The sequence below is a fragment of the Asticcacaulis sp. P2_C5 genome (assembly GCF_056404555.1).
In genome coordinates, this window is sequence record NZ_JBFUDU010000008.1 from 270971 (window position 1) to 294232 (window position 23262).

The following is a 23262-nucleotide window of genomic DNA, read 5'->3' on the forward strand; positions in this document are numbered from 1 at the left end:
TACCCCAACGGATTTTTGTCAACATCGAGCTTAGTCTTCAGACGAAAATTCGACCCAGACTGGCACATTCGGATGGTGTTCTTGAATTGTCTCGAGGTCGCTGTTCAGCGTATCTTTGCTGACGTCGTACGAAAATCGGCTCATGTTGAAACCCTTTTTCACATACCGGTCATACTCGTTGTCTTCGATAGCGTGTCGGCTGAACCAGATGGCGGCTTCCCGGATATCCGCTCCACTTAGCAGGTTATCCCACCCTGCGGCGGACGTTACCAGGAAGACCGTACTCATATCAGTGCCTCGAAACCGTCGATCAGGCCTTCCAGACGTGCACAACCCATCTTCCAGAAGGTCTTTTCGCGCGGATTCATGCCGAATGGCGCCAGTGCCTCGGTATAGGTCTTCGTCCCGCCGCCAGCCAGAAGCGCGCGGTACAGCGGTGTAAAGGCATCCGGGTTTTCACGGCGCTTTTCCATCAGGGCCGAGACCAGCAGGTCACCGAAGGCATAGGCATAGACATAGAAGGGGGCGTGGACGAAGTGGCTGACATAGGCCCACCACACTTCGTAGCCCTCATTGAGCTTGATCGCCGGCCCAAGGCTTTCGCCCATGATCTCGAGCCAGATGGTGTTGATCTGGTCAACCGAGACTTCGCCGTCCTGACGGGCGGCGTGGAAACGTTCTTCGAAGCGATGGAAAGCGATCTGACGGATAACGCTATTGAGGCCATCCTCGATCTTGCCGGCCAGTAGGGCCTTCTTCTCTTCCAGAGAGGCGGTGGCGACCAGATGTTCGAAAACCAGGCCTTCCGCGAAGATCGAGGCGGTTTCGGCGAGGGTCAAGGGGGTGTCGGCGAGGATCGAACCCATGGGCTGGCACAGGGTTTGGTGCACGGCGTGCCCCAACTCATGGGCCAGGGTCAGGACTTCGCGGCGGTCGCCGGTAAAGTTGAGCATGACATAGGGATGGCGGTTGGCTGTCACCGGGTGGGCATAGGCGCCGGACGACTTGCCGGCGCGCGGCTGGGCGTCGATCCACGGCTGGTCGAAGAAGGTGCGGGCGCGTTCGGCAAATTCCGGTCCCATCTTGGCAAAGCTGTCGAGCACAATCTTCTTGGCGTCGTCCCAGCTATATTGCTTCTGCACATCTTGTGTAAGCGGCGCATTGCGATCCCAGAAGTCGAGCTGCTTGCGGCCCATGATCTTCGCCTTGAGCGCATAGTAGCGGTGCGACAGGTTGGTATAGGATTCGGCGACGGCCTCGGCCATGGCGTCGACCGCGTCCTTGTCGACTTCGTTGGCCAGGTGGCGCGAGGCGGCCGGGTTTTCGTACTTGCGCCAGCGATCTTCGACCTGCTTTTCGAACGCCAGGGTATTGAGCGCCAGGGCGAGGACGGGGGCATTCTCTTTCAGCGCTTCGGTCAGGCCGGTGGCGGCAGCCTTGCGCACGGCAGCTTGCGGCGAAGACAGGCGCGTGAGGGTTTCGTTGAGCGTCAGGCTTTCCTTGCCCACCTTAGCGCGAAGACGCGTCAGGGTTTCGTCGAACAGTCGCGTCCATTGACCGACCGCCGGCATGCGTTCGAGGATCAGCCGTTCCAGGTCGGCCGACAATTCGTGGGGGCGCGAGGCGCGGATACGGCGCAACCACGGCCGCCATTTTTGCGCCTTGTCGACCATCTTCAATGCCTGTTCGATTTCCCAGTCGTCGAGCTTGTTGAGTTCGAGACTGAGGAAAAGACTGTCGGCCGAAATCATCGCCGCCTGGGTGCGCAGATCCGAGTCGAGCTTGGCCACCGCCGGATTTTCGCGATCGATGGTCGAGGCGAGCGTCGCATAGGCCAGGGCGCCGCCCATGTCGTCCATCGCCTTTTCGTAGAGAGACGCAGCCTGGTCGATCAGCAGGCCCAGCCGCTCGGCATTGCCGCGCGCCGACAGAAAAGAACCCTGCAGTTTGGCGAGTTCCTTGATATGGCTTTCGCCCGAAGCGAAGTCCTGGGCGATCTTGGGATCTTCAGGCCCGGCATAGAGGTCGGACAAATCCCAGATCGGGAGGGCGGACGAATCGAGTTTGGACGGTACAGTGTTCATGCCGCCCAATTAGCCAATTCCACGTATAAAATCGAGCAGGATTTACGGCTTATCCGCAATCCTGATCCCACCTGAACGCATCGCGATCCATGGTTCGTGGCGGTGCGGTCAAGTCATTCCTGAATTGAACGTCTAAAGCGCTCGCCTTGCGCGCTCAATCCGTGCGGAAACGGCACATTAACCCTGAGCTTCAATCCGATCTTCACTTTGTTCGCCTATGTTTGTTTCAAAATTGGCCGATGTCGAAAACGACCGGTTCCAAAACGGTGATGCAAGGGTGCTAGAATGGCCAAAACGATCCTGATCTGTGACGACGACCCGACGCAACGCCGGCTGATCCAGGCCGTGCTTGAGCGCGAGGGGTTCAGTGTCATGCATGCCGAGAACGGCGGCCAGGCGTTTGAAAAACTGACGACGGTGCCGGGCATCGACGCCGTCATACTGGACCTGGTCATGCCGGGCCAGTCAGGGATCGATACCCTGAAGGAAGTGCGCGCCGCCGGCATCCGCACGCCGGTCGTCGTCCTGACCGCTTCGGGCGGGATCGATACGGTCGTCAAGGCCATGCAGGCCGGCGCCCAGGACTTCTTTATCAAACCGGCCTCGCCCGAGCGTATCCTGGTCAGCGTGCGCAACGCCCTGCAAATGGGTGATCTCAGCGCCGAGGTCCAGCGCCTGAAAAAACACAGCGCCAACCGCACCTCGTTCGACGATCTGATCGGGACGTCGGCGGCCATGTCGGTCGTCCGCCGTTTAGGCGAGCGCGCCGCTAAGTCGTCCATTCCGGTGCTGATCCTCGGTGAAAGCGGCGTCGGCAAGGAGCTGATCGCCCGCGCCATCCAGGGATCGTCGGAGCGCGCCGGCAAGCCGTTCGTCGCCGTCAACTGCGGCGCCCTGCCGGAAAATCTGGTCGAAAGCATCCTGTTCGGTCACGAAAAAGGCAGTTTTACCGGTGCGTCGGACAAGCATCTTGGCAAGTTCCAGGAAGCCAATGGCGGTACGCTATTCCTCGATGAAGTCGGTGAATTGCCCCTCGACATGCAGGTCAAGCTGCTGCGTGCGCTGCAGGAAGGCGAGATCGATCCGGTCGGCTCCAAGCGTCCGGTTAAGGTCGATGTCCGTATCATTTCGGCGACCAACCGTAATCTGGCCGACCAGGTCAAGACGGGGCGGTTCCGTGAGGACCTGTTCTATCGCCTGAATGTCTTCCCGGTCGAGGCGCCAGCCCTGCGCGAACGCCGCGACGATATACCGGCCCTGATCGAGCATTTCATTCGTCGCTTCAATGTCGAGGAAGGCAAGCGCGTCACCGGCGTGTCGAGTGAGGCCCTGGGTCTTTTGTGCGCCTATGACTGGCCGGGCAATGTCCGTCAGTTGGAGAACACCGTCTATCGCGCCATCGTCCTGGCAGACAGTCCGTATTTGCAGGCTTTCGACTTCCCGGCAATCAGCGGTCAGGTGGCGCCTCTGGTGGCGGCCGAACCGGCCCGCGGCGCGGTGGCTGTGGTTGCCGAGCATCACGAAGCGCTGCAGGGTTTGCAGGACGCGCCGGTACGCATCCTCGATGAGGCCGGGCATTTGCGAAAGCTGGAAGACATCGAACGCGACCTGATCGAACACGCCATCGGCGTCTATGCCGGCCATATGTCGGAGGTCGCCCGCCGATTGGGTATCGGTCGGTCGACCCTGTACCGAAAGGTCCGCGACTGCGGCCTTGAAGGCCTGGTCAAGGAAGCCGGCTAAGATTTCTGATTTTTGTGAAATATGCGGCGGCGGGTCTTTGATCCGCCGTTTTGCTGTGTGCGAAGGCAGAGGCCAGCCGGGTGCCATACTGATCGTGCAATGTAGTGACGGCACGTCTTCGACGGTGGAATTTTTCGGCACGAAAAGCACGAAAAATGGAAAAGCACGAACGGAAGCATGCCGCCTTTTTCACGCCCGAAGGGCTATATTTATGCTGGTAGTCGGCAGACCAAAAGCGACGGCGCTATGCGTTCCGAATGGCAATTTGGTAGACGCCGCATTATGATCGATAGCCCTGCGGGGCGAGAAAGCGGCAGCAGACTCCGTTCGTGTTTTTCCATTTTTCGTGATTTTCGTGCCGAAAAATTCCACTGTCGAAGACGTGCGAGTTCTGGAAGCGCGATAAAAATCTAAGCGCCTGCGTATAACCTATTGGTTATGACCTAAGCCCACGGCCAGTTCGGCCTGGACGCGGATGACCTTGTCGGCCGCCAGGTCGTAGAAGACGATGATCACCGCACCAACCGCAGCCATGGCCGCCGGAACAAGACCGATCAACAAGCGGATCTGCTCGAGCAGGGCCGGGGAGGCCGGCGCATTGGCCGTGTAGCCCTGCGCCGCCAGGGCCCAGGTAATCAGCGCCATGGCGAGGGCCGCGCCGATCTTGCGCGCGACCATAATCAGCGAATAGGTCATGGCCGTCGCCGAGTGGCCCGTTTTCCAGGCGTTGAAATCGGCGACATCGGCATACATAACCATGCAGATGGCCGAGACAGGTCCCAGCGCCAGACCCGTCAGGAGCTGGCACAGCAGGATCAGGGCGATCTGTGACGGGGTAGCAAAATAGAGACCGATACCGGCGGCCGATACCAGGCCCAACATGGCGGCGATCAGCGCCCGGCGGGTCATGAAACGCGTCAGGGTCGAGGTGGACGCCGCACCCGCCGCCAGGCCGAGGCTGAACAGCATGGCGAAACCCGTGAGCAGGTCAGGCCGGCCAGCGAAATATTTGATGTAGTAGGGGGCCATGCCGGTGTGCAGGGCGAAGGCAATCATTACGACAAAGGCCAGGCAGAACAGTGCCACCCATGGCCGGTTGCCGAACAGGTCGGCGACGTCGCGCAACGGGTTGGGGCGCGGCGGAGTCCGGGGGGCAAAGCGTTCGTCCGTATTGAGAAAAAGGTTGATGAAAATACCCGCGGCGACGACGCCGAACAGGGTCATGGCGAACTGCCAGCCCAACGCCTCTTCACCCGGGCCGGTAAAGCTGACCAGCTTCGGTGTCAGCCAGGTGAAAAAGACAGTCGCCAGGAAGCCGGCGCCGAAACGCATGCTCATCAGGTATTCGCGCTGGCCGGCGTCCGGCGTCAGAGCGCCGGATAGGGCGTTATAGGGCGCCATGATGGCGGTGTAGATCAGGTTTAGCGTGCAAAAGCTGATATAGACGGCGATCACGCGGCTATGTTCCGGGAAGCCTGCCGTCGAAAAGGCCATGAAGCCCGCCGCGGCAAGTGGCAGGGCCAGCCATAGAAACCACGGGCGGTAGCGGCCGTAGATCGTATGGGTGCGATCGGCCAGGGCTGCAAATATTGGGTCGCCAATGGCGCTGGTAATGCGCATGGCGACGAGAAGACCACCAACCACGGTCGCGCTGAGGCCCACGACGTCGGTCAGGTAGATCATCAGAAACGCCGTGAGCGGCGCCCAGTACAGGTTGAAGCCGACATCACCCAGGCTGTAGCTGATGGTCTCCAGCGCGCCTACCCGTTTATAGGCGTGAAGGGCGTTGGGCGGGGAAGACGCTTTGGGCGGAGACATATGGCTTACCTTGCTTTGACTGCAAGTATCGCGCGAACGCGTAACAAAACCGTAAAGTCGCAAGGGTTATAACGCCGTCGTTGGCACGTATGGTAATGCAAAATAAGGCTGTATATCAGCAAGTTAACATATGTTCTATTCCTATGTGTGTGTTCTGGGCGCGTGTTGGTCGCACGGTAAAACGCCGTCTGGTGCGCTGCCTCAAGAAAATGCTGGCAGAAAGGCATTGCGGCGGCTAGGACTTTAGCCAGAAAACCAGCCGGGAGCCCGCCATGAAACGTAACACCTTCCATCGTCGCGCCTTTATGGCAGGCGCCGCCGCTGTTGCTGCCACGCCCGCTCTGGCCGCTGCGGCCGACCTGAAGCTATTCGTCGGCACCTATAACAGCGACACGGTCAAGGGGATCTATCCCCTGGACTATGACGCTGCGAGCGATCGCTGGACTCTTGGCGATGTTGTCTCTGACGTCGAAAACGCCTCGTTTGGCGCTTACAATCCGCGGTTCAAGCGCCACTATGTATTGAACGAAAAGGACGAGGGCAGGGTTGGGTCCTGGACGGCCGACAAGGGCACATGGACCCGGTCGGCCGACGTAGCCAGCCACGGCCAATGGCCATGCTATGCCGCTGTGTCGCGCGGCCTGGACGCCCTGGCCGTGGCCAATTACGGCACCGGCAATGTCGTCGTCTATGACCTGTGTACCAAGACCGGAGATCCGCAGGAGCCGGCCGTCATCCGTCAAAACAAGGGGAAAGGCCCCAATGCCGACCGCCAGGAGGGGCCACATGCCCATTGGGTGCAGTTCGCTCCCGACCAGAAGCGAATCTACAGCATCGATCTTGGGACCGATCAAGTGCTGGGCTACAGCTATGACGCCAAGATCCACGCGGTTGGCGAGGCGTTTGTCGCCTTCCAGGCGCCCGCCGGCGCCGGGCCGCGCCATATGGTCTTCCATCCCAACCGGTCAGTGGCCTTCCTGGTCACCGAACTGAGCAATCGGCTGATCAGCCTGAAAATCAATCTTGACGGTACCTTTTCGCAGATCGAAACAGCCACATTGCTACCGGCAGATTTCACCGCCCACAGCCAGGCGGCCCATATTGCGATCAATGATGCAGGCACACGGGTTTATGCGTCGAACCGTGGCCATAACAGCATTGCCGTGTTCGAGGTCGACGGAAAGGGCAGTCTGAAACTGCTCCAGATCTCGCCGACCCTGGGCGACTGGCCGCGCTTCTTCGCGCTGTACGAAGCGCAAAAGCGCGTCGTGGTGGCGCATCAGAACGGCAATGATCTGGTCGTGTTTGCGATCAATGGCGACGGAACCCTGGCCCCGACCTGGCAACGCGTCGCTGTGCCCAAGCCGGTATTTATCGGCGCGGTATAGGCGCAATTTGGCCTACAAACAGGGAATTCTCATCGGGTTCTCGCGCCAACCCGTTCGCTGCACATGTGATATCATGACAGTTGTCTCCCTCCTCCCCGTTGAGCGAAGCGAAAATGGGGAGGTGTCAGCGGAGCTGACGGAGGGGTATTTCATCGGTCTAGCGGCTTTTCAGGAGTTTGGGATAGGCCCAAGCATTTTCAACCATGTTCTGAAACGCGAGAGGAAGGCCTGCCTGCGGAAATACCCCTCCGTCAGCTCCGCCGACACCTCCCCATGCGTTGCATAGGGAGGAGGGTGATAAGCCGTTCCAAGCCGGTGTTTATCGGTGCAATATTAGTCTGCTTTAGGCCCACAAACAAAAGGCAATCTTCAGGTTGCCAATGCTTTTGGGTGTCGCCTGTGACTCTCAGGACGGAATTATCACCTCGACCTTGTAGGTTTTTCCAGCGGCAATATCGCGAATTAGACTTCTGTCAACCGTTGCTTCAGGGCAGTTGATTGTGACGGAATCAACCTCGCCACGACGGATCGTGACGTCAAAAACTGCTCCGCGGAAGCGGCGTTGCACGAACGCGCCGTCCCACGATGACGGAAGTTGCGGCGAGATCGTCAAACCATCACGGCTGCCCTTCAGTCCGAACAGGCCTTCGATGATGCTGCGATAATACCATGACGCCGTGCCGGTGTTGAACAGGTGCGATGAGCGGCCGGAGGCTTGCGGAAACTGACGGTGGGCGCCGCGATAATAGTTGGGAACAAAGACCGGCATCTGGCCGCGGCGCAGATAGTCGGCCTCATCCGGACCGGTCAGCATCCTGCGCAATAGCTCGAACGCCTTGTTGGGTTCAGCGGCCTGATAAAGGCTGTAGATATAGAAGACGGCGGCGTGGTTATAGACCGAACCATTCTCGGCCACGCCCGGGAACTTCTGCGTCAGCCGGCCGACATCCTCGCGCATATGGGTATAGGCCGGGGCGATCATTTCGACGCCAAAGGGCGTCTCAAGCTGTTCTTCTATGGCCTTGATCATCAAGGTTTTTTTTGCCTCGTCCGCAACCTTTCCCATAAGCGCGAAACTTTGCGGATTGAGGTAGATGCGGCCTTCCACATCCGCCTTGACGCCGAAGATGACATTATCGTCCGTAATGCCCCGTCCGTACCAGTCGCCGTCCCACAGGTGGGTGTTGGCGGCGTCGCGGAACTGGGCCGCGGCGGCGCTGAATTCGGTCGCGTCGCGCCCATCATTACCCAGGATTTTCGACCACAGCATCAGCCCGTAGGCGGTGGCGATGGTGAGCCATCCGGACACGCCCTTGCCCTTCCAGCCGACCATGTTCATCGGGTCGTTCCAGTCGCCCTGGTCGATGAAGTTGAGCCCGCGATGGTCGACGGTCTTCATCAACCATTGCATGGCGGCCGAGACGCGATCACGTACACTGAGCGCCTGGCCGGACTCGCGGCTGACGACGATTTCGTTCAAAAGGGCGTAGTCGTCGGTTTCGTCGAGATAGGCTTCGAGCGTCATGGGCAGCCAGACGCAATGATCGGTGTGCGGGACCTGGTTGATATATTTCAACTCGGCCCCGTCATAGGTGGTGATGCCGTCCGGCATGGAACCATTGTCGTGCTGTTGTGCCAAAGCCATGAGCACGGCGGCACGTGTGGTTTGCGGCCGGACATAGACACTGCCCATCGCATCCTGCAACAGGTTGCGCGTTTGCGGATCAGTCGAGAGACGGTTGGTGTCACCATGGTAATAGACCTGGCGCGGCAGCCAGCTATTGATGAAGTCGCGCAGGTGCGTGTCGGAAATATCAACATTGATTGCCCCTGCGCCGCGCGCCATGTAGGCTGCGGAGTCGGCCCGGGCCTGAATGAAGGCGGCCTGCGACAGGTAGGTTGATTTGAGGCGGGCGATCTCGGCATCGTCGAAGGCCGGGCCGAACAGAAAGCGGTGGGTTGTGGTTTCAAAGGGCGCCAGGTCGTGATCGAATTGCAAGGCAGCGATGGGATTCTCATACAGGGCCGTACCGCCGGCCAGACGGGCAGCCGTGACGCCGTCCGGGGCGTGCAGGCCGCCTTCGCCTTCGAAGGCGCGCTGGCGGGTTTCATGACCGACCGGCGTCTGTTCGCTGAGCAAAAAGACCTTGTCTTTCAGATCCTTGTTCTTGAAATAATCATTGATTTTTTGGTACGGCGTGACCGAGCTGGCGACGATGGCATTGAGCGTTTCGTCATAGCGGGCCGACTGGTTCATCCAACTCATCAGGCCCAGCGGAAAGGCCGGATAGAGGCTGATACGGCGTGTCGTGTCGCCGGTATTGCTCAGGGACAGCCGCCACAGTTCGCAGGCGTCGTCGGTCGGCAGGACCAATTCGAGCTCGAGCCGCAGGCCGGCCGTTTCGCACGTCCAGGCAATGGCCGTGGGGGAGACCGCGAAAGTAAAGGCATCCCACGGCGCACGGACGGGCTCATACGGCGCCGAACGCAGCGCGCCTGTGTCGCGGTCTTTCAGGTAAAAGAAACGGCCCGGGTGATGGGCATAGGTACCCTGTTCCGGCAGCATGAAATGTTTCTGTTCCAGGATCTGGGCGCGGGCGTATTTGCTGGGCTCGGGCTGCATGAACTGGGCGGTGGCGAAACCGCGCGCCGTCATGTGGATCATCATGCGGCGGTTCCACAGGTAACCGGCGGCCAGGGGCAGGGGCACAGGCGTATTGAGACGGCAGGACTGCGCGTCGAAATCGATCAGGGACATGGTCTTCGCAATGGTTGTTTGTTCGTGGGGGAGGATTTTTTGGAACCGCGAATGAACGCGAATAAACGCGAATATCAGTGCTTTAATCTGGATCGTGGTAAGATAATCGGCCGATAATTTTGAGCGCCTAAGGCGCTCGCTTCATTCGCGTTCATTCGCGTTCATTCGCGTTCATTCGCGGTTCCATATTTCAATTTTGCGCGGTCTTTCGGGCGTCGAGTTCGGCCTGGATAACTTTCAGGCGTGTATCGGTGAGGGGGTAGAGGAACATCAGGGCCGCGGCGCATAGGGCAATGCCGCCGGGCACCAGGCTCATCAGCATGATGATGCCGTCCTGCGAGGCGCTGGACTGGGCCTGGTTGGCGACATAGCCGAGCGAGGCCAGGACCCAGCCGATCACGGCGGAGGCCAGGGCGCCGCCCAGCTTTTGTGAAAAAGAGGCGGCGGCGAAGGTCATTCCGGTAGCGCGGCGGCCGGTGCGGTGTTCGTTATAGTCGGCGCTGTCGGCATACATGGCAAAGGTCAAGGGCGATTTGGGACCAAGACAGAGCCCAATGGCGATATGCAGGGCGTAGATCAATACCGTCTGGTCCGGCGGGACGAAATAGAAGGCGATGCACAACACTCCGACCATAGCCATCAGGGTAATCATCAGGTTGCGTTTGTCGAAGAAGCGCGTCAGCAGCGGTGTGATCAGGGCGCCGATGGCCAGGGCGACGAGATAGACAGGGATGAAGAAAGGTTTGTCGCCGGGCCGGTTCATGACGTATTTCAGGTAATAGGCGGCGGCGCCCAGGCGCGTGCTAATCGTCACCATGACGGTCAGGGACAGGCCGAACATGACGACCCACGGCCGGTTGCGGATCAAATCGGCGATATCGCGCCACGGGCTTGAGGCCTTGTCGGCCATGGGCACAACGCGTTCACGAGCGCTGAGAAACAGGCCGGCGAACAGGGCGCAGGCGATCAAGCCATAAAGCACCATGGTCAGTTGCCAGCCGACGACCTCATTGCCATGGCCGACCGTCGTGCTGAGATACTTGACCAGGTAAGGCGTTAGATAGGTGGTGAATATCCCGCCCAGGAAACCGCCGACGAAGCGGAAGCTGTTAATGCGTGTCCGGGCTTGCGGTTCGTTGGTCAGGACGCCGGAAAGGGCGCCGTAGGGAATGTTGGCGGCCGAATAGCAGATCATCATGAAGGTGAAAGTGGCATAGGCGTAGATCAGCTTCGCCGAGCCAACCAGGTCAGGTGTGGTGAAGGTGATGACGCCCGACGCGGCCAGCGGCACGGCGCCATAGATCAACCATGGACGAAAGCGGCCCCAACGGCTGTGGGTGCGGTCGGCCATGCCGCCGATGATCGGGTCGGCAACGGCATCGACGATCTTAGTGACCAGCAGCATGGTGCCGACCGCCTTGGGCGCCAGACCGAAACTGTCGGTGTAGAAGATTAGCAGGAAGGCCGAAATGGTGGTCCAGTACAAATTGAACCCGAAATCGCCCGACGCGTAGCTGATCTGTTCCAGCCATGTAGGTTGCGCTAACGCTCCGCTCTTTGAGCGCGGGGGCTTGCCGCTTTTGCCTGCCGTATCCGTCATCTTCCCAACCTGCTTTTGTTGTTATGTGCAGCCGTTATATAGCGTAATGTTAGCGCTGTCATCAGTCATTGGGGCGCAAAAATCGCGCGCTCATTTCGCGGCAGGTGGCCAGTTCACGGTCGCCGTTTTCGCGTGACGGCTCGATCTCGGAGCCTTCGTGCCATTCATTGAACGAGACGATCAGGATCCAGTCGGGAGCAGCGGCAATGGCGGCCTGCCACAGATTGCGAAACAGTCGGCCGCCATCGCGATCGACCACGGGACGCGGGGCAGGCCGCCCTGGCACCTGACGATCGTCATAACCTGGCATTATGGTCGCGGTCGTGACGCGCAGACCCTGCTGTTTCTTGAGCCAGCTGGCGTAGAACTGGCGCCGCCACAGCCACGAAATGTCATGTTTTTGCGCCAGGTAATAGGCCATGTCGTAGATATGGACACCGTCGACATACGGGGCGCGTTCGTCGATTTGCGTGCGGCCATTGCCCGTTGCGATAAAGGCGAGGGCGTTGGGGGCGGCCTTTTCGACCAGGGCGCGTGCCTGTTTCCAGCCGTCGAGCCCCAGGGTTTGCAGGACGCGGTCATAGAGGAAGATGACAGGTCGCGTGCCGAGCCTGAGCCAGGCCGGGCTGCCGGCATAGGTCGCATGCAGGTACAGGACCTGTTCGGCCAGTATTTCAGGTGTCGCGGCATTTTCAATGTAAACGGTCAGTTTCAGACCCGCCTTCGCCGCGACCGGCAAGAGCGGGGCGAATTGACGATCGGTCGGATCGTCCTTGCCCCACCACGACACGATCAGTCCGGTGATGCCGCTGGCCTTGGCCTGGGTAACGTGACGGGCGATGACCGAGGGATCGGAGCTGTCATAGGTGATGTCCTGCGGTGTGTGCAACCCGCCGGGATTGTGCCAGTGCGCTTCAGCGCCGGACACAGCCTTTGTGGCGTACCATCCATAGTAAAATGCCAGGACTTCCTTGGCTTTCTTCGTCGTGGCGAAGACGGAGACTGGCGTTAGAACAGATGTAAACGTGGCGAGGAGGGCCCGGCGAAGGATCACGAACGCCTCCATAAAATGACTGGATTGTTGACGGCTTGGCGTTCTATTTGCGCATACCAGTCGGACGGAAATCCCGTTAGTCGGTCGAGCATAATGGCCTCAAAGGACTTGAAATTGCCGTCGGCTTCGCTGATGGACATCTTGCGCTGACGTGTTTCGAGCACAATCAGATTGTCCATATAGGTAACGAGGTCGCTTTTAATGCCGACCGCGCGCTGAATGTCGCGCCATAATATCTTCGGCTTGTGGAAAATACCGATATGTTGCGAGAAACCGTCCGGTGTCAGGTCGAGGCGATTCTTGTAGCTGAATAGGACCATCTAATCCTCGGAGTCAGGCGCCTTCGGTTTGCGCGCTTTTTTGCGAATTTCCTTCAGCTTTACACCCTGGCGCAGGGAAAGCGTACCGTTCATCGCTCCCTTGTCCGGATCGGCAAAGGCGCGGCCATAGGTCTTGACGCGTTGAGAGACGCTGTCGATGAACTCGCTTTCCCATTCAGATAGTTCGACCCCGGCGGTCGCAGCTTCACTGCGCGCTTTTTCGAGGGCGCGCAGAGTGGCCTTTTGCAAGGCCTTCTGCTGGGCTTTACGCTGGTCGGCGGGGGAGGGCGGTTTGGCGAACGCGAGAGCTTTAGAGCCTGGGCCTTGCGCAGGCTTAAGGGCGCCCCTGGCTTGCAGAGGCGCTTTTCGCGACATTGGGCGCTTTGGGGTTTGCGAAGGTTTTGTACCGAAGGCCATCGCTGCCGAGTGTGAGCAGCGCCATGGCCGACGTCAAGTCAGACCATGCCGATGGCGGACATGTACAGGTCGAGCAGGGCTTCTTCTTCGTCGCGCTTGACCTTGTCCTTCTTGCGGATCGACACGACCTTGCGCAGGATCTTGACGTCGAAGCCTTCGCCCTTGGCCTCGGCATAGACTTCCTTGATGTCGTTGGCGATGACCGCCTTGTCTTCTTCCAGACGTTCGATGCGCTCGATGATGGTGCGCAGGCGGGTCTGGGCCGCGCCCGTGATAACGTCGTCGGACGTGATGGAAGCGGAGGCGTCGTCGGCCATGTCGGTATCCTCGGAAAAACTGTCAGGTTTAACCATAGCCAAGGTGATTCGAGACCTCAACGCACGGGCTGAGGATAAGTCCCGATGACCTGTGGATGGTTATAAAAGGCCCGCTGCGACAAGAGCCGGGCGCAGGGCGTCGGGGTCGGAAAACTGGTGAGTCGCAAAGCCTTTTGCGCTGGCTGCGGCAATATTGGCGGCGCTGTCGTCGATGAAGAGAATCTCTTCCGCAGGCATGCCCAGGCGCTTCAGGGTGATGTCATAGATCGCCGGATCGGGTTTGACGACCTTTTCAACGCCGGAAACGATGATGTCCCGAAAATACCTAAACACCGGACTCTTGGCAAAGACCATGGCAGCTTTTTCGGCAGGCATATTGGTCAGGGCATAGAGTGCTACGCCCCTGGCATGCAGGTCTTCGATATTGGCTATGGTCTGCGGGATCAAATTCCCCAGCATGTCTTCGAAGCGTTCGTCATAGGCCATGATCTCGGCGGTATAGTCCGGATAGGCCAGCAGGCGGTCCCGCCGATTGTCAGCGAAGGTGACACCCGCATCGTGATGGACATGCCATGTCAGCGGGACGACGGTCTCCATGACATAGGCGCGGCGAACCGGGTCGGGGATCAGCCGGTCAAACAGGTTGGAGGGATGCCAGCCTATGATGACATTGCCGACGTCGAACAGAACAGCCCTGATCATGGTAGATTCCCCGGTGCAGCAGGCACGAAAAAACGCTTGAAACGCAGCCGCTTCAAGCGTTCTTAAAGATAGCCGTCAGGCAAAAGATCAGCCCTGCTTCGCCTTGAAGCGCGGGTCGGTCTTGTTGATGACATAGACGACGCCCTTGCGGCGAACGATCTTGCAGTCGCGGTGGCGACCCTTTAGCGACTTCAGCGAGCTGCGGACTTTCATGTTCTTACCCGAGTAAAAAATGGCTTTTGACGACACGACGAAGGCGGCAATCGGTAGATGCGCCAACGGTTGTACGTGCCGGGAGGGCTGGCTTCTAGGGGACCGCCTTAAAAAAGTCAACGCACAATGGGACGGTTTTTGGTGAATTTGCGGCCCAAAGTCATATCCCGCGCTATTTTGTATGGACTGTGTCGTCTTTAGGCACTTGATATAGAAGGATAGGACTTGGAAACCAATTCGCAATCGGGGTAAGATCAAACCCGGCACTTTTGGAGTTACCATGCGCTTCCGCTATCTCAGCCTGTTCGCCCTGCTCAGCGCGTGCGCCACCTCCGGCACGCAGCCGCCTGCCGTGCTGCCGCCTGCGCCGGTGGCGCCGCCGGTCGCCACGGGTGGAACCAACGAAAGCAGCAGTTCGGTGTCGTCGTCGGAAGCTGCAACGCCGGCGCCCGCACCGGCTCCGGCACCCGTGCCGGCGATCACCTATGATAATTTCGATCAGTGGAAGCAGAATTTCGTCGCCAAGGCGGCGTCGCGCGGCTTCGATCCCGTCTATGTCACCCAGGTACTGGACGGTGTTCAGCCCCTGGCGAACGTCACCGCATCGGACTCGCAGCAGCCGGAATTTTCCAAGCCGATCAGCAGCTATGTCCGCCAGTCGGTCAGTGTGACGCGCGCCCAGGCGGCGCGGGGACGGCTGGACGCCAATGGCAATGTGGTTGAAATTCAAAAGACCTATGGCGTCCCCAGTGAACTGCTGGGTGGCATATGGACGATGGAAAGCGATCTCGGCCGGGTTCAGGGCAATATCGACGTGATTTCCGCCCTGGCGACCCTGGCCTACAATGGCCGCCGCCGCGTGTGGGCCGAGGATGAACTGATCGCCTGCCTGACCATCCTGCGCGACCACAAGATCGGCCGTGAGACCCTGAAGGGATCGTGGGCCGGCGCCATGGGCCAGACCCAGTTCCTGCCGGATAATTACCTGACCCTGGGCGTCGATGGCGATCATGACGGCAAGGTCGATATCTGGAATTCGGATTCGGATGCCCTGGCGTCGTCGGCCAACCTGCTGTCGCGCGCCGGATGGAAGCCCGACGAGGAATGGGCGGTTGAGGTCATCCTGCCGGCGGGTTTCGACTATTATCTGTCGGAGACGGCCAAGAAAACCCCGGACGAATGGTCGGCTCTCGGCGTAAAACGCGCCGATAACGGCTATTGGCGGCCTTCGGAAACCGCTGAGACGGCGACTCTGATCCTGCCGTCCGGCGCGCATGGTCCGGCGTTTCTCGCGCTGCCGAACCACTACGTCATTCGCAAATATAACAATTCGACCGCCTATGCCCTGGCCGTCGGCCTGATTGCCGATGCCATTGCCGGCCGGCCGGGTGTCAGGACGCCGTGGCCGGATGAGAAGCCTTTGAGCCTCGACCAAAGGAAGAAGTCGCAGGAAGCCCTGAAAGCGGCCGGCTTCGATCCGGGCGCCATCGACGGGGTGATCGGGTTTGGTACGCGCCAGGCGATTCGCGACTGGCAAAAGGCCAATGGCATGGTGGCCGACGGATACCTCAGCTTCGATCTCGCCAACAGATTTGTCGTCATGCGGGGCGGGACGCCGGCGTCGCCACCGGCGTAGCTCGCGAAAATCGTCATAGGGGGAAACCCGGCCTTAATGATTAACGGGCATAGTGCCGGGAGTTTATTTCCAGGCTGCGGGTCCTATGTTTCAGATTATCGGTATCGTCGTTCTGTTCGGCATGGTGTTCGGCAGCTATTTGATGTCGGGCGGCAATATCGCTCCGATCGTCGAGGCGGCGCCGCATGAACTGATGGCCATTGGTGGCGCGGCCATAGCCGCGACTCTGATCGGCAACAGCTTCACAACCATCAAAGGCATGGGCGGCGGGCTGGGCAAGGTGTTCGGCGGCGCCAAATGGAAGGCATCCGATTACCGCGATCTGCTATCGCTGCTGTTTCTGTTGACCAAGACCATGAAATCCAAAGGCGTCATCGCCCTGGAAAGCCATATCGAAAAGCCGCACGATTCGAGCATTTTCAAGCGCTTCCCCAAGATCATCAAGGATCACTTCGCCGTCGACTTCATCTGCGACACGCTGCGTATGATGACCATGAACCTGGAAGATCCGCACCAGGTCGAAGACGCGATGGAAAAGCAGCTCGAAAAGCACCATCACGAAGCCCAGCATCCGGCCCACGCCCTGCAGAACATGGCTGACGCACTTCCCGCCCTGGGTATCGTCGCTGCCGTTCTGGGCGTTATCAAGACCATGGGCTCGATCACCGAACCGCCGGAAATCCTGGGCGCCATGATCGGCGGTGCTCTGGTCGGTACCTTCCTGGGCGTTTTCCTGGCCTACGGCCTGGTCGGACCGTTTGCGTCGCGGCTGGGTTCGATCGTCGACGAAGAGGGCGCCTTTTACAAGATTATCCAGTCGGTCCTGGTCGCCCACCTGCACGGCAATGCGGCGCAGATCTCGGTCGAAATCGGCCGCGGCTCGATCCCGTCCGAATCACAACCCTCCTTCCTCGAGATGGAAGAGGCCCTGAACAACATCCCGGCCGAAGCGGCGTAGGCGACTCAACCTCTTCGAGAGTATAAATCCTGCGGTCGGACGCCCGGCGAGGCGCACAAAGCCGCCCTGGATGCGGTCATATTCATCCTATCTGTTGAAAAATGCTGCCATAATCACAAAACCGATCACAGTTTTGTGAAATAGCACTTGCGAGACTCATAGGTTTTCGATATGACTCGATCCGTGGGCGTAGGCTTCAGTTCCTGACGCTCCTAACGTTAGAAACAAGGATCTGATCCATGACCTCCAAAATCGTCCGCGTCGCCCTGATCGCCGCTATCGCCGCTGCTTCGCTGTCCGTCGCTGCTTGCCAGCCGAAGGCTCCGGAAGGCGACGCCGCCGCTTCGGCTGAAGCTTCCCCGGAAGCTATGGCTGAAACTTCGGCTGAAGTCGTCGCTTCCGACGCCGCTTCGTCCTGATCTCATTAGTCCATCGGGCTTGCCCGGTGGCGATGAAATTAAAGGGTCGCACCTTAGGGTGCGGCCCTTTTTTATTGGCCGGCACCGCCGTGTGATGTAGAAGGCTGATCATGCGCAAACTCCTGATCGCCCTTACCATCCTGGCCACCTTAAGTATCTCCGCCTGCGGCCCTAAACCCGAGGCAGGCGAGGCGTCGGCATCCGACGAAACTGAGGTTCCTGGGCCTGCCGATACAACAGCCGCCGACGCCGCGGCCGCGCTGGAAGCCGCCGCTGCCGCCGAGCCCCAGGCCGTGGTGGCCGGTTCGGCGTCACCGTCGGCATCGGCGTCCGCAACGTCGTCTGCAGTGGCGCCTGCCCAGGCTGACGCGCCGCCAGCCGAACATCACTAAGCCTTGTCCGGAGATCCGGAACTTTACTTCGCGGAAGACGGGACGCCGCGATCGGCGCGCTTTGGCGATATCTATTATTCACCGCAGGATGGGCTGGCCGAATCGCGTGCCGTCTTCCTGCAGGGCTGTCATCTGCCGCAAGCCTGGTCAGGGCACGACGATTTCACGATACTGGAGCTGGGCTTCGGGACGGGGCTGAATATTGCCGCCGTCATGCAACTGTGGACCCAGTCGGGATGCCCCGGACACCTGCATATATTTACTGTTGAAGCTTTCGTGATGACGCGTGATCAGGCCGTTCAGGCTCTCGCAAACTGGTCGGAACTTGCGCAATTTGCACAGGGCTTGGCCGCGCAATGGCCTGCGGCGCGGCGCGGGTTCCATCATATGGACTTTCCGCAGTGGAAGGTCAGTGTAACCGTTGCGCTGATGGAGGTTCGTAACGCTTTGGCAGCCTGGGAAGGTCAGGCGGACGCCGTCTTTTTGGACGGATTTTCGCCGGCGCTGAATCCCGACATGTGGGCGCAGGACGTGCTGCAACAGGTCGCCGATCACTGCCGGCCGGGGGCACGATTGGGCACCTTTACGGTGGCCGGGTTTGTACGGCGGGGGTTGCAATCGGCCGGATTTACGGTCGAAAAATGCCCGGGCTTCGGGCGAAAGCGCCAGCGGCTGGAAGGCGTTTTGGCTGGCGAGGGGCCGGAAAAAACCCCAAGACCGCGGAGGCTTGCGGTTATCGGGGCGGGGATTGCCGGTGCGGCTGTGGCTTGGCAGGCCAGGGCACTTGGCCTGGACGTCGAAGTCTTCGACCCGGCGCCGGGCAGTGGCGCCTCGGGCAACGACGCGGCCCTGGTGACACCCAGGCTGGATGCAGGCGACAATGCCATATCGGCGCTCTTTGCTGATGCTTTTGATTATGCAAAAGATTTTTACAACCGTTTGTGTCCGGAGGCGATATTGGGCCGCGGCGTCCTGCATCGTGCGATGACGCAACGCGATGAGGTCCGGTTTGGCAAGATTGCGGGGCAAAGGGGTTTTGAAGCGGGTGATCTTACGCTGGATCAGGACGGGCTGAGGCTGGGGTCCGGATTGTATCTCTCTCCGAAAATTGTGCTTCCGGCGCTCCTTGACGGGATTACCATCGTGCCTGAGACGGTGACGGCGGTGTCGATGGGCGCCGTCACAACGCAGACAGGTCTGTACACGGGTTATGACGTGATCGTGCTGGCCTGCGGAGGCGGGATATTCGACCTGGGGGCCGCAGGTCACCTCGACCTGCGGGCGGTACGTGGACAGCTTGAGGTTGTGACTGGTCAGGCAGCCCTGAACGAAGCTGTAGCGTGGGGCGGTTACGCCATTCCGCTGCCCGACGGTCTGTTGTTCGGATCGACTCACGACCGCGACGACCGGGGCAGCGATGTGCGCCCTGAATCGCTGGCGCGCAACCTGGCCAGCCTGGCCGAGGGCTTGCCGGATATTCGGGCTGGCGTGGACGAAAAAGCCGTGACATCGCGGGCGTCGATCCGGGTGACGACCCGGGATTATCTGCCGGCTGTGGGCGAGGTCGGGTCGGGCGTGTACGTCATGACCGGTCTGGGGGCGCGCGGATTTTGCCTGGCGCCTTTGCTGGCCAAGGCCCTGCTGGCCGATATTGCCGGTGCGGGCGCGCCTTTGGCGGCCGACTCGAAAAGATTATTGCGTCCTTACCGGCTGGCGGCGAATTAACCTGCGTATAACAGGTACATTCATCTTCCGTTCAGGCAGCGAGGCGTAGCCTGCCTTTAAAAGGGCCATAGTCATGAAACGTTCAGCTATCATTGCCGCAGGTACCGCCGTCGCGCTGGCTTTTGCCGTTCTGGCCGGCGTTAGTGTCGCCCCCTCTTTTGCCGCAAGCGGCGAGCACGATCGCCAGCAGTGCTTCGATCCGGCCTGGGTGCGCAACTTCCAGACCGACAGCGATCACAAGGTCATTATCGTTTCCGAGCGCAATCAGGCTTACGAACTGACCCTGGGCGGCGTGTGTATCGGACTCGACACCAGCTTCCGTCTCGGTTTCCGCCAGCGCCGTGGCGCCAGTCAGGTCTGCGGGCCGTTCGATGCCGATGTCGTCTGGGACGATATGGGCGAGCTGAAATCCTGCCCTATCACGGCCATGCGCCATCTGACCGGCGACGAAGCCAAACCCTATGTCCGTCCCGAGCGGGGTTCTGGCCGGGACAATGACAACCGCGATCGCGATGACCGGACCAGCGACACACGTGGCAGCCAATAACCCTAATACGGAGCGAAACAGATGAGACGCTACAAGAGCCTGGCTGGATTCGCCATCGCGGGACTGACCGCGGGTATCGTTGCGGTTACGGCCTTTTCGGCCACGCAGGCGCGCGAGAATGACAGCCGTGATGCGGCTCGCGATTCGGGCCGCACCGAGCGCGCCGCGCCGCGTTGCCTGGAGGGTGACCGCGTGGGCCGCTTCCAGGTCGTCGATGATCACACACTCTTGGTCTATGACGACTTTGGCAATCCTTACAAGCTGGATGTCGGCGGTCCTTGTCGCGGAATGAATGATTTTACAAGGTTTGGTTTCGAATTCCACGGCTCGAGCAGCATCTGCAAGGCGCATGACGCGACTCTGCTGCGTCTGGAAAACCCGGGCCTGGGCACCATGCGGTGCATTATCAATGGTGTGGAATCGATCAGTCGCGCCGAAGCCGAAGCTTTGGACAAGGGGTAAGGGTGATGAAATTGCGCAATGTGGGCTGGGTTGTGCCGATGATGATGGGCGTGGCGGCCGTGGGTACGGTGTTTGCCTTTGCCGCCAGTCACAGTATGGCGGGCGAAGGGCGCGATGACACGCGGACAACGGCGCCTAGGGCTGCCCGGTGCGTTTCCGCGCCGCTGGAGACCAGCCGGGTGATCGACCGCAAGACGCTGTATGTCGAGGACAGGATGGGCAATGCCGCTGTTCTGACCATGAGCAATAGCTGCCTGGAACGTGGTGAGGCGGTGGGCTTCGAATATTTCGGCGTGTCTGATATCTGCCACCCGAACGACGTCCAGATTACCGGTTCGGTGATGGACGCAGTGCCGATGCGTTGCATGGTGGCCAGGGTGGAATTGCTGGACCGTGATCAGGCGAAGGAATATCGCGGCCGGTAGACGCGTGGTGAGCGATGGGTGGAGGTTGCAATGATGGTACGTAGTTTAATACTGGGCGGTCTGGCCGCGTCGGCATTTGTGACGGTGATGGCCGGCGCTTCGATGGCGGGTGATGATCGCGGCCGCTCCGTTGCGTCGGACCAGTGCGTTTCGCGACCGTTCGATACAACCAAGGTGGTCGACGATAGCACGCTTTATATTGACGACCGGCGTGGGCATGCCATGCTGCTGCACATGGCGTCGCGCTGCCTGATCGACAATTACGAAGCTGTCGGCTTGAAATTTTCAGGCGGCACATCGCGGATATGTTCGACCATGGATGTCGATGTAACCGGATCGATCACTACCATGCCCACAGCGTGCCTGATCAGTTCGGTCGAGTCTTTGACCCCCGAACAGGCAGCGGACTATCGCGGCCGGCGCTAATCGCTATCTATTTGGCATAACCCGGCTATAGTGGCTAAGGGCGGCATAACGCTGTTCCTTATCCGCAAAGCCGGGGGTTACGTCATGAAGATCGCTTACCCAATTGTTGGTCCAGTTGCTTGCCTTGCCGCCATACTTTTTGCCGCACCGGCCGCGATGGCCGATAATTCCGCGGCCAGGTCGTCGGGCAGTCTGAGTGCCGCGGCGCGTGGCCAGATCGCCTCGGAACTGATCAAGAAGCCGGTCCAGACCACGCCTGTGGCCAGCCTGACCTGGTATCACATGATGGAAACCCCGGTCTACACCATGGCGGCGCTGAGTCCCTGGGTCGTCGCCTTCAGTCAGGACAAGCAAAAGCCCCATGCCCGGTTTGAGCCGGACGGCTACCTGCACCTGTCGATCAGCAAGGTCGATACGGCGGCGCGCACCTATTTTGTCGATTGTGTCGTCGCAGCCGAAAAGCCCGGCACCCTGGTCATCTCGTTTACCCGGAATTCCACCAGCCCGGACAAGTCCGCCGATCTGTCCCAGGCGCCAAAGCTGATCAATGGTGTCGAGCATGTCAGCTTCGTGCTGAGCAAGCCCAAGGCGGCCAATTTTGTCGACCTGATGTTCCACTCGACCCAGGGCGATTTCTACGTCTATCAGTGCGATATCGCGATGGTTCTGTAGGCGGGCCTTACGAACAGGACCGCCAGGACGGCGATCAGCCCGGCATAAGCGAATTGCGTCCGTGAGACCCCGACGCCGAAGGGGAACCATATGCCCGGAACGTTCAGGCTCGACAACTCCCCGGCGAACAGGCCGACCGACAGAAGGACGATGGCCAGGGCCGTCAGGCGCGGACGCGTATTGCGTCCCGCCATGGCATCAACCGTCATGGCCGCGAAGACCACAGCCATGGCGATGCGTGCCGCCGCCGATAGTTCGCCGCCCGGCAGCATAACGACCGTGGCTATCGCCGCCGCGGCATAGCCCGCCCATGCCCGCCATACCGGCTTGTCGAGGCCAAGCCATGCCTGCCACGCCAGGGCCCAGGCCACCACGCCCAGTGGGATGAGCACCTGGCGCGCCAACATGTAGATCGGCAGGCTTTCGAAGGCGCCCCAGGCATAGGTCGCCTGATTGACGCGCAGGGCGGCGGTCAGGACCAGGGCCACGGTGAATCGCGCCGCCACGGCAGCGGGCTGGCGCCACCACACAAGGCCGGCCAGCAGGCAGAAGAGTAGAGGCTCGACGGCATCGACGACATAACCGACGAAGGTCTGCCGCCATTGTTCGCGATACAGCGGCATCAAGGTGGCCATATCGCCGACAGCCGGCGCGATGTGGATTCCGCCGGCGTCGGCTTCGCGGCTATCACCGGGCGCCATCCAGACGCGAATGGCGACGACGCCCTCGGTACTTCCGGGCGGCAGGGGCAGCAGGGTCGGTCGCGTGCTGTAGACGACGGGCACAGCGTGACGGAAGTCGCCCGACCCGCCGATATAGGTGCCGTTCCAATAGACCTGATAGACGTCTTCGACATAGGCCGAGGCCAGTAAAGCCGGCCGGTCGCCCGCCGGCAGACGAACATGCATGCGATACCAGGCATAACCGGAATAGCCGTCGTGACCGCGCGCTCGCCAACCCGCAACATAGCCTTTGAGCCCGACATCGGAGTCGTGAGCGTCGGGCGCCGCGGCCAGGCTGATCGTCTCCCAGCCACTGTCGTCAAGGTCGGGCGCCTTCCAGGCGACATCGTCGCCGGTGCGGAAGGCCCATGGCCCGTCGAGACGCTGGGCGGAGGCATGAACAGCGCCTGCCAGGACAAGTCCCAGGGCCAGCAGAATTGACAGAAGACGAGCACGCATTATAT

24 protein-coding genes are annotated in these 23262 nt (G+C 60.2%); 12 read left to right on the forward strand and 12 right to left on the reverse strand.

Going from position 1 to position 23262, the window contains the following annotated elements; translation table 11 throughout:
• Positions 1 to 30: 30 nt before the first annotated feature.
• Complete coding sequence (locus tag AC1DXO_RS16075; RefSeq protein ID WP_476979181.1) at positions 31 to 288, reverse strand: hypothetical protein; 258 nt, start codon at positions 286 to 288, stop codon at positions 31 to 33.
• On the reverse strand, positions 285 to 2084 hold the full coding sequence (locus AC1DXO_RS16080) for a M3 family oligoendopeptidase (RefSeq protein ID WP_476979182.1): 1800 nt from the start codon (positions 2082 to 2084) through the stop codon (positions 285 to 287). Before AC1DXO_RS16080 ends, AC1DXO_RS16075 begins: the two co-directional genes overlap by 4 nt.
• A gap of 285 nt (positions 2085 to 2369) precedes the next feature.
• Here AC1DXO_RS16080 and AC1DXO_RS16085 point away from each other — a divergent pair, with 285 nt between their 5' ends.
• A complete protein-coding gene (locus tag AC1DXO_RS16085; RefSeq protein ID WP_476979183.1) occupies positions 2370 to 3827 on the forward strand; it encodes a sigma-54-dependent transcriptional regulator in 1458 nt (485 codons plus the stop codon).
• 429 nt (positions 3828 to 4256) lie between these two features.
• On the opposite strand, the gene AC1DXO_RS16090 is transcribed toward AC1DXO_RS16085, so the two are convergent.
• Entirely contained in the window at positions 4257 to 5645 is a 1389-nt protein-coding gene (locus AC1DXO_RS16090) for an MFS transporter (RefSeq protein ID WP_476979184.1), read from the reverse strand.
• Between the two features lie 272 nt (positions 5646 to 5917).
• On the opposite strand from AC1DXO_RS16090, the gene AC1DXO_RS16095 reads away from it, so the two are divergent.
• Entirely contained in the window at positions 5918 to 7033 is a 1116-nt protein-coding gene (locus AC1DXO_RS16095) for a lactonase family protein (RefSeq protein ID WP_476979185.1), read from the forward strand.
• A 406-nt stretch (positions 7034 to 7439) separates the two neighbouring features.
• Here the strand turns inward: AC1DXO_RS16095 and AC1DXO_RS16100 are convergent, their stop codons facing one another.
• From AC1DXO_RS16100 to ykgO, 8 genes are all read right to left on the reverse strand, one after another.
• On the reverse strand, positions 7440 to 9791 hold the full coding sequence (locus tag AC1DXO_RS16100) for a GH36-type glycosyl hydrolase domain-containing protein (RefSeq protein ID WP_476979186.1): 2352 nt from the start codon (positions 9789 to 9791) through the stop codon (positions 7440 to 7442).
• Positions 9792 to 9981: 190 nt separating this feature from the next.
• Positions 9982 to 11391: an MFS transporter gene (locus AC1DXO_RS16105; protein WP_476979187.1), complete on the reverse strand. Its 1410-nt coding sequence runs from the start codon at positions 11389 to 11391 to the stop codon at positions 9982 to 9984.
• 61 nt (positions 11392 to 11452) lie between these two features.
• The gene (locus tag AC1DXO_RS16110; protein ID WP_476979188.1) at positions 11453 to 12445 is read right to left on the reverse strand and encodes a glycoside hydrolase family 71/99 protein; all 993 of its coding nucleotides are present in this window, start codon (positions 12443 to 12445) and stop codon (positions 11453 to 11455) included.
• On the reverse strand, positions 12442 to 12765 hold the full coding sequence (locus AC1DXO_RS16115) for a hypothetical protein (protein WP_476979189.1): 324 nt from the start codon (positions 12763 to 12765) through the stop codon (positions 12442 to 12444). The genes AC1DXO_RS16110 and AC1DXO_RS16115 overlap by 4 nt, the downstream gene beginning before the upstream one ends.
• Positions 12766 to 13014 carry a hypothetical protein gene (locus tag AC1DXO_RS16120; RefSeq protein ID WP_476979190.1) on the reverse strand — a complete coding sequence of 83 codons (249 nt, stop codon included), beginning with the start codon at positions 13012 to 13014 and terminating at the stop codon, positions 12766 to 12768.
• A 206-nt stretch (positions 13015 to 13220) separates the two neighbouring features.
• The gene (gapR, locus tag AC1DXO_RS16125; protein WP_476979191.1) at positions 13221 to 13499 is read right to left on the reverse strand and encodes a nucleoid-associated protein GapR; all 279 of its coding nucleotides are present in this window, start codon (positions 13497 to 13499) and stop codon (positions 13221 to 13223) included.
• Between the two features lie 99 nt (positions 13500 to 13598).
• Entirely contained in the window at positions 13599 to 14201 is a 603-nt protein-coding gene (locus AC1DXO_RS16130) for an HAD-IA family hydrolase (RefSeq protein ID WP_476979192.1), read from the reverse strand.
• Between the two features lie 87 nt (positions 14202 to 14288).
• Positions 14289 to 14414, reverse strand: a complete 126-nt coding sequence (gene ykgO / locus AC1DXO_RS16135) for a type B 50S ribosomal protein L36 (protein ID WP_006274063.1) — start codon at positions 14412 to 14414, stop codon at positions 14289 to 14291.
• A 280-nt stretch (positions 14415 to 14694) separates the two neighbouring features.
• On the opposite strand from ykgO, the gene AC1DXO_RS16140 reads away from it, so the two are divergent.
• The 10 genes from AC1DXO_RS16140 (at position 14695) to AC1DXO_RS16185 (ending at position 22076) form a co-directional block, all read left to right on the forward strand.
• Positions 14695 to 16050: a lytic murein transglycosylase gene (locus AC1DXO_RS16140; RefSeq protein ID WP_476979193.1), complete on the forward strand. Its 1356-nt coding sequence runs from the start codon at positions 14695 to 14697 to the stop codon at positions 16048 to 16050.
• A gap of 85 nt (positions 16051 to 16135) precedes the next feature.
• On the forward strand, positions 16136 to 17008 hold the full coding sequence (motA, locus tag AC1DXO_RS16145; protein WP_476979194.1) for a flagellar motor stator protein MotA: 873 nt from the start codon (positions 16136 to 16138) through the stop codon (positions 17006 to 17008).
• A gap of 239 nt (positions 17009 to 17247) precedes the next feature.
• Complete coding sequence (locus tag AC1DXO_RS16150; RefSeq protein WP_476979195.1) at positions 17248 to 17427, forward strand: hypothetical protein; 180 nt, start codon at positions 17248 to 17250, stop codon at positions 17425 to 17427.
• A 110-nt stretch (positions 17428 to 17537) separates the two neighbouring features.
• Complete coding sequence (locus tag AC1DXO_RS16155) at positions 17538 to 17819, forward strand: hypothetical protein (protein ID WP_476979196.1); 282 nt, start codon at positions 17538 to 17540, stop codon at positions 17817 to 17819.
• A 3-nt stretch (positions 17820 to 17822) separates the two neighbouring features.
• The gene (gene mnmC2, locus AC1DXO_RS16160; protein ID WP_476979197.1) at positions 17823 to 19544 is read left to right on the forward strand and encodes a tRNA (5-methylaminomethyl-2-thiouridine)(34)-methyltransferase MnmC2; all 1722 of its coding nucleotides are present in this window, start codon (positions 17823 to 17825) and stop codon (positions 19542 to 19544) included.
• A gap of 73 nt (positions 19545 to 19617) precedes the next feature.
• Positions 19618 to 20091, forward strand: coding sequence for a DUF6491 family protein (locus tag AC1DXO_RS16165; protein ID WP_476979198.1), 474 nt, complete (start codon positions 19618 to 19620; stop codon positions 20089 to 20091).
• 21 nt (positions 20092 to 20112) lie between these two features.
• Positions 20113 to 20553 (forward strand): DUF6491 family protein, encoded by a 441-nt coding sequence (locus AC1DXO_RS16170; protein WP_476979199.1) that lies wholly within the window; start codon positions 20113 to 20115, stop codon positions 20551 to 20553.
• 5 nt (positions 20554 to 20558) lie between these two features.
• Complete coding sequence (locus tag AC1DXO_RS16175; protein WP_476979200.1) at positions 20559 to 20978, forward strand: hypothetical protein; 420 nt, start codon at positions 20559 to 20561, stop codon at positions 20976 to 20978.
• A gap of 30 nt (positions 20979 to 21008) precedes the next feature.
• Entirely contained in the window at positions 21009 to 21404 is a 396-nt protein-coding gene (locus AC1DXO_RS16180; RefSeq protein ID WP_476979201.1) for a DUF6491 family protein, read from the forward strand.
• Between the two features lie 84 nt (positions 21405 to 21488).
• On the forward strand, positions 21489 to 22076 hold the full coding sequence (locus AC1DXO_RS16185) for a hypothetical protein (protein WP_476979202.1): 588 nt from the start codon (positions 21489 to 21491) through the stop codon (positions 22074 to 22076).
• On the opposite strand, the gene AC1DXO_RS16190 is transcribed toward AC1DXO_RS16185, so the two are convergent.
• A complete protein-coding gene (locus AC1DXO_RS16190) occupies positions 22049 to 23257 on the reverse strand; it encodes a hypothetical protein (protein ID WP_476979203.1) in 1209 nt (402 codons plus the stop codon). The two genes, AC1DXO_RS16185 and AC1DXO_RS16190, sit on opposite strands and share 28 nt — an antisense overlap.
• Positions 23258 to 23262: the final 5 nt, after the last annotated feature.

Bases quoted from the DNA above. Each gene is read 5' to 3' on its own strand.
- AC1DXO_RS16075 (WP_476979181.1), bottom strand. From the start codon at position 288: ATGAGTACGGTCTTCCTGGTAACGTCCGCCGCAGGGTGGGATAACCTG.
- AC1DXO_RS16080 (WP_476979182.1), bottom strand. From the start codon at position 2,084: ATGAACACTGTACCGTCCAAACTCGATTCGTCCGCCCTCCCGATCTGG.
- AC1DXO_RS16085 (WP_476979183.1), top strand. From the start codon at position 2,370: ATGGCCAAAACGATCCTGATCTGTGACGACGACCCGACGCAACGCCGG.
- AC1DXO_RS16090 (WP_476979184.1), bottom strand. From the start codon at position 5,645: ATGTCTCCGCCCAAAGCGTCTTCCCCGCCCAACGCCCTTCACGCCTAT.
- AC1DXO_RS16095 (WP_476979185.1), top strand. From the start codon at position 5,918: ATGAAACGTAACACCTTCCATCGTCGCGCCTTTATGGCAGGCGCCGCC.
- AC1DXO_RS16100 (WP_476979186.1), bottom strand. From the start codon at position 9,791: ATGTCCCTGATCGATTTCGACGCGCAGTCCTGCCGTCTCAATACGCCT.
- AC1DXO_RS16105 (WP_476979187.1), bottom strand. From the start codon at position 11,391: ATGACGGATACGGCAGGCAAAAGCGGCAAGCCCCCGCGCTCAAAGAGC.
- AC1DXO_RS16115 (WP_476979189.1), bottom strand. From the start codon at position 12,765: ATGGTCCTATTCAGCTACAAGAATCGCCTCGACCTGACACCGGACGGT.
- gapR (WP_476979191.1), bottom strand. From the start codon at position 13,499: ATGGCCGACGACGCCTCCGCTTCCATCACGTCCGACGACGTTATCACG.
- AC1DXO_RS16130 (WP_476979192.1), bottom strand. From the start codon at position 14,201: ATGATCAGGGCTGTTCTGTTCGACGTCGGCAATGTCATCATAGGCTGG.
- ykgO (WP_006274063.1), bottom strand. From the start codon at position 14,414: ATGAAAGTCCGCAGCTCGCTGAAGTCGCTAAAGGGTCGCCACCGCGAC.
- AC1DXO_RS16140 (WP_476979193.1), top strand. From the start codon at position 14,695: ATGCGCTTCCGCTATCTCAGCCTGTTCGCCCTGCTCAGCGCGTGCGCC.
- motA (WP_476979194.1), top strand. From the start codon at position 16,136: ATGTTTCAGATTATCGGTATCGTCGTTCTGTTCGGCATGGTGTTCGGC.
- AC1DXO_RS16150 (WP_476979195.1), top strand. From the start codon at position 17,248: ATGACCTCCAAAATCGTCCGCGTCGCCCTGATCGCCGCTATCGCCGCT.
- AC1DXO_RS16155 (WP_476979196.1), top strand. From the start codon at position 17,538: ATGCGCAAACTCCTGATCGCCCTTACCATCCTGGCCACCTTAAGTATC.
- AC1DXO_RS16165 (WP_476979198.1), top strand. From the start codon at position 19,618: ATGAAACGTTCAGCTATCATTGCCGCAGGTACCGCCGTCGCGCTGGCT.
- AC1DXO_RS16170 (WP_476979199.1), top strand. From the start codon at position 20,113: ATGAGACGCTACAAGAGCCTGGCTGGATTCGCCATCGCGGGACTGACC.
- AC1DXO_RS16175 (WP_476979200.1), top strand. From the start codon at position 20,559: ATGAAATTGCGCAATGTGGGCTGGGTTGTGCCGATGATGATGGGCGTG.
- AC1DXO_RS16180 (WP_476979201.1), top strand. From the start codon at position 21,009: ATGATGGTACGTAGTTTAATACTGGGCGGTCTGGCCGCGTCGGCATTT.
- AC1DXO_RS16185 (WP_476979202.1), top strand. From the start codon at position 21,489: ATGAAGATCGCTTACCCAATTGTTGGTCCAGTTGCTTGCCTTGCCGCC.
- AC1DXO_RS16190 (WP_476979203.1), bottom strand. From the start codon at position 23,257: ATGCGTGCTCGTCTTCTGTCAATTCTGCTGGCCCTGGGACTTGTCCTG.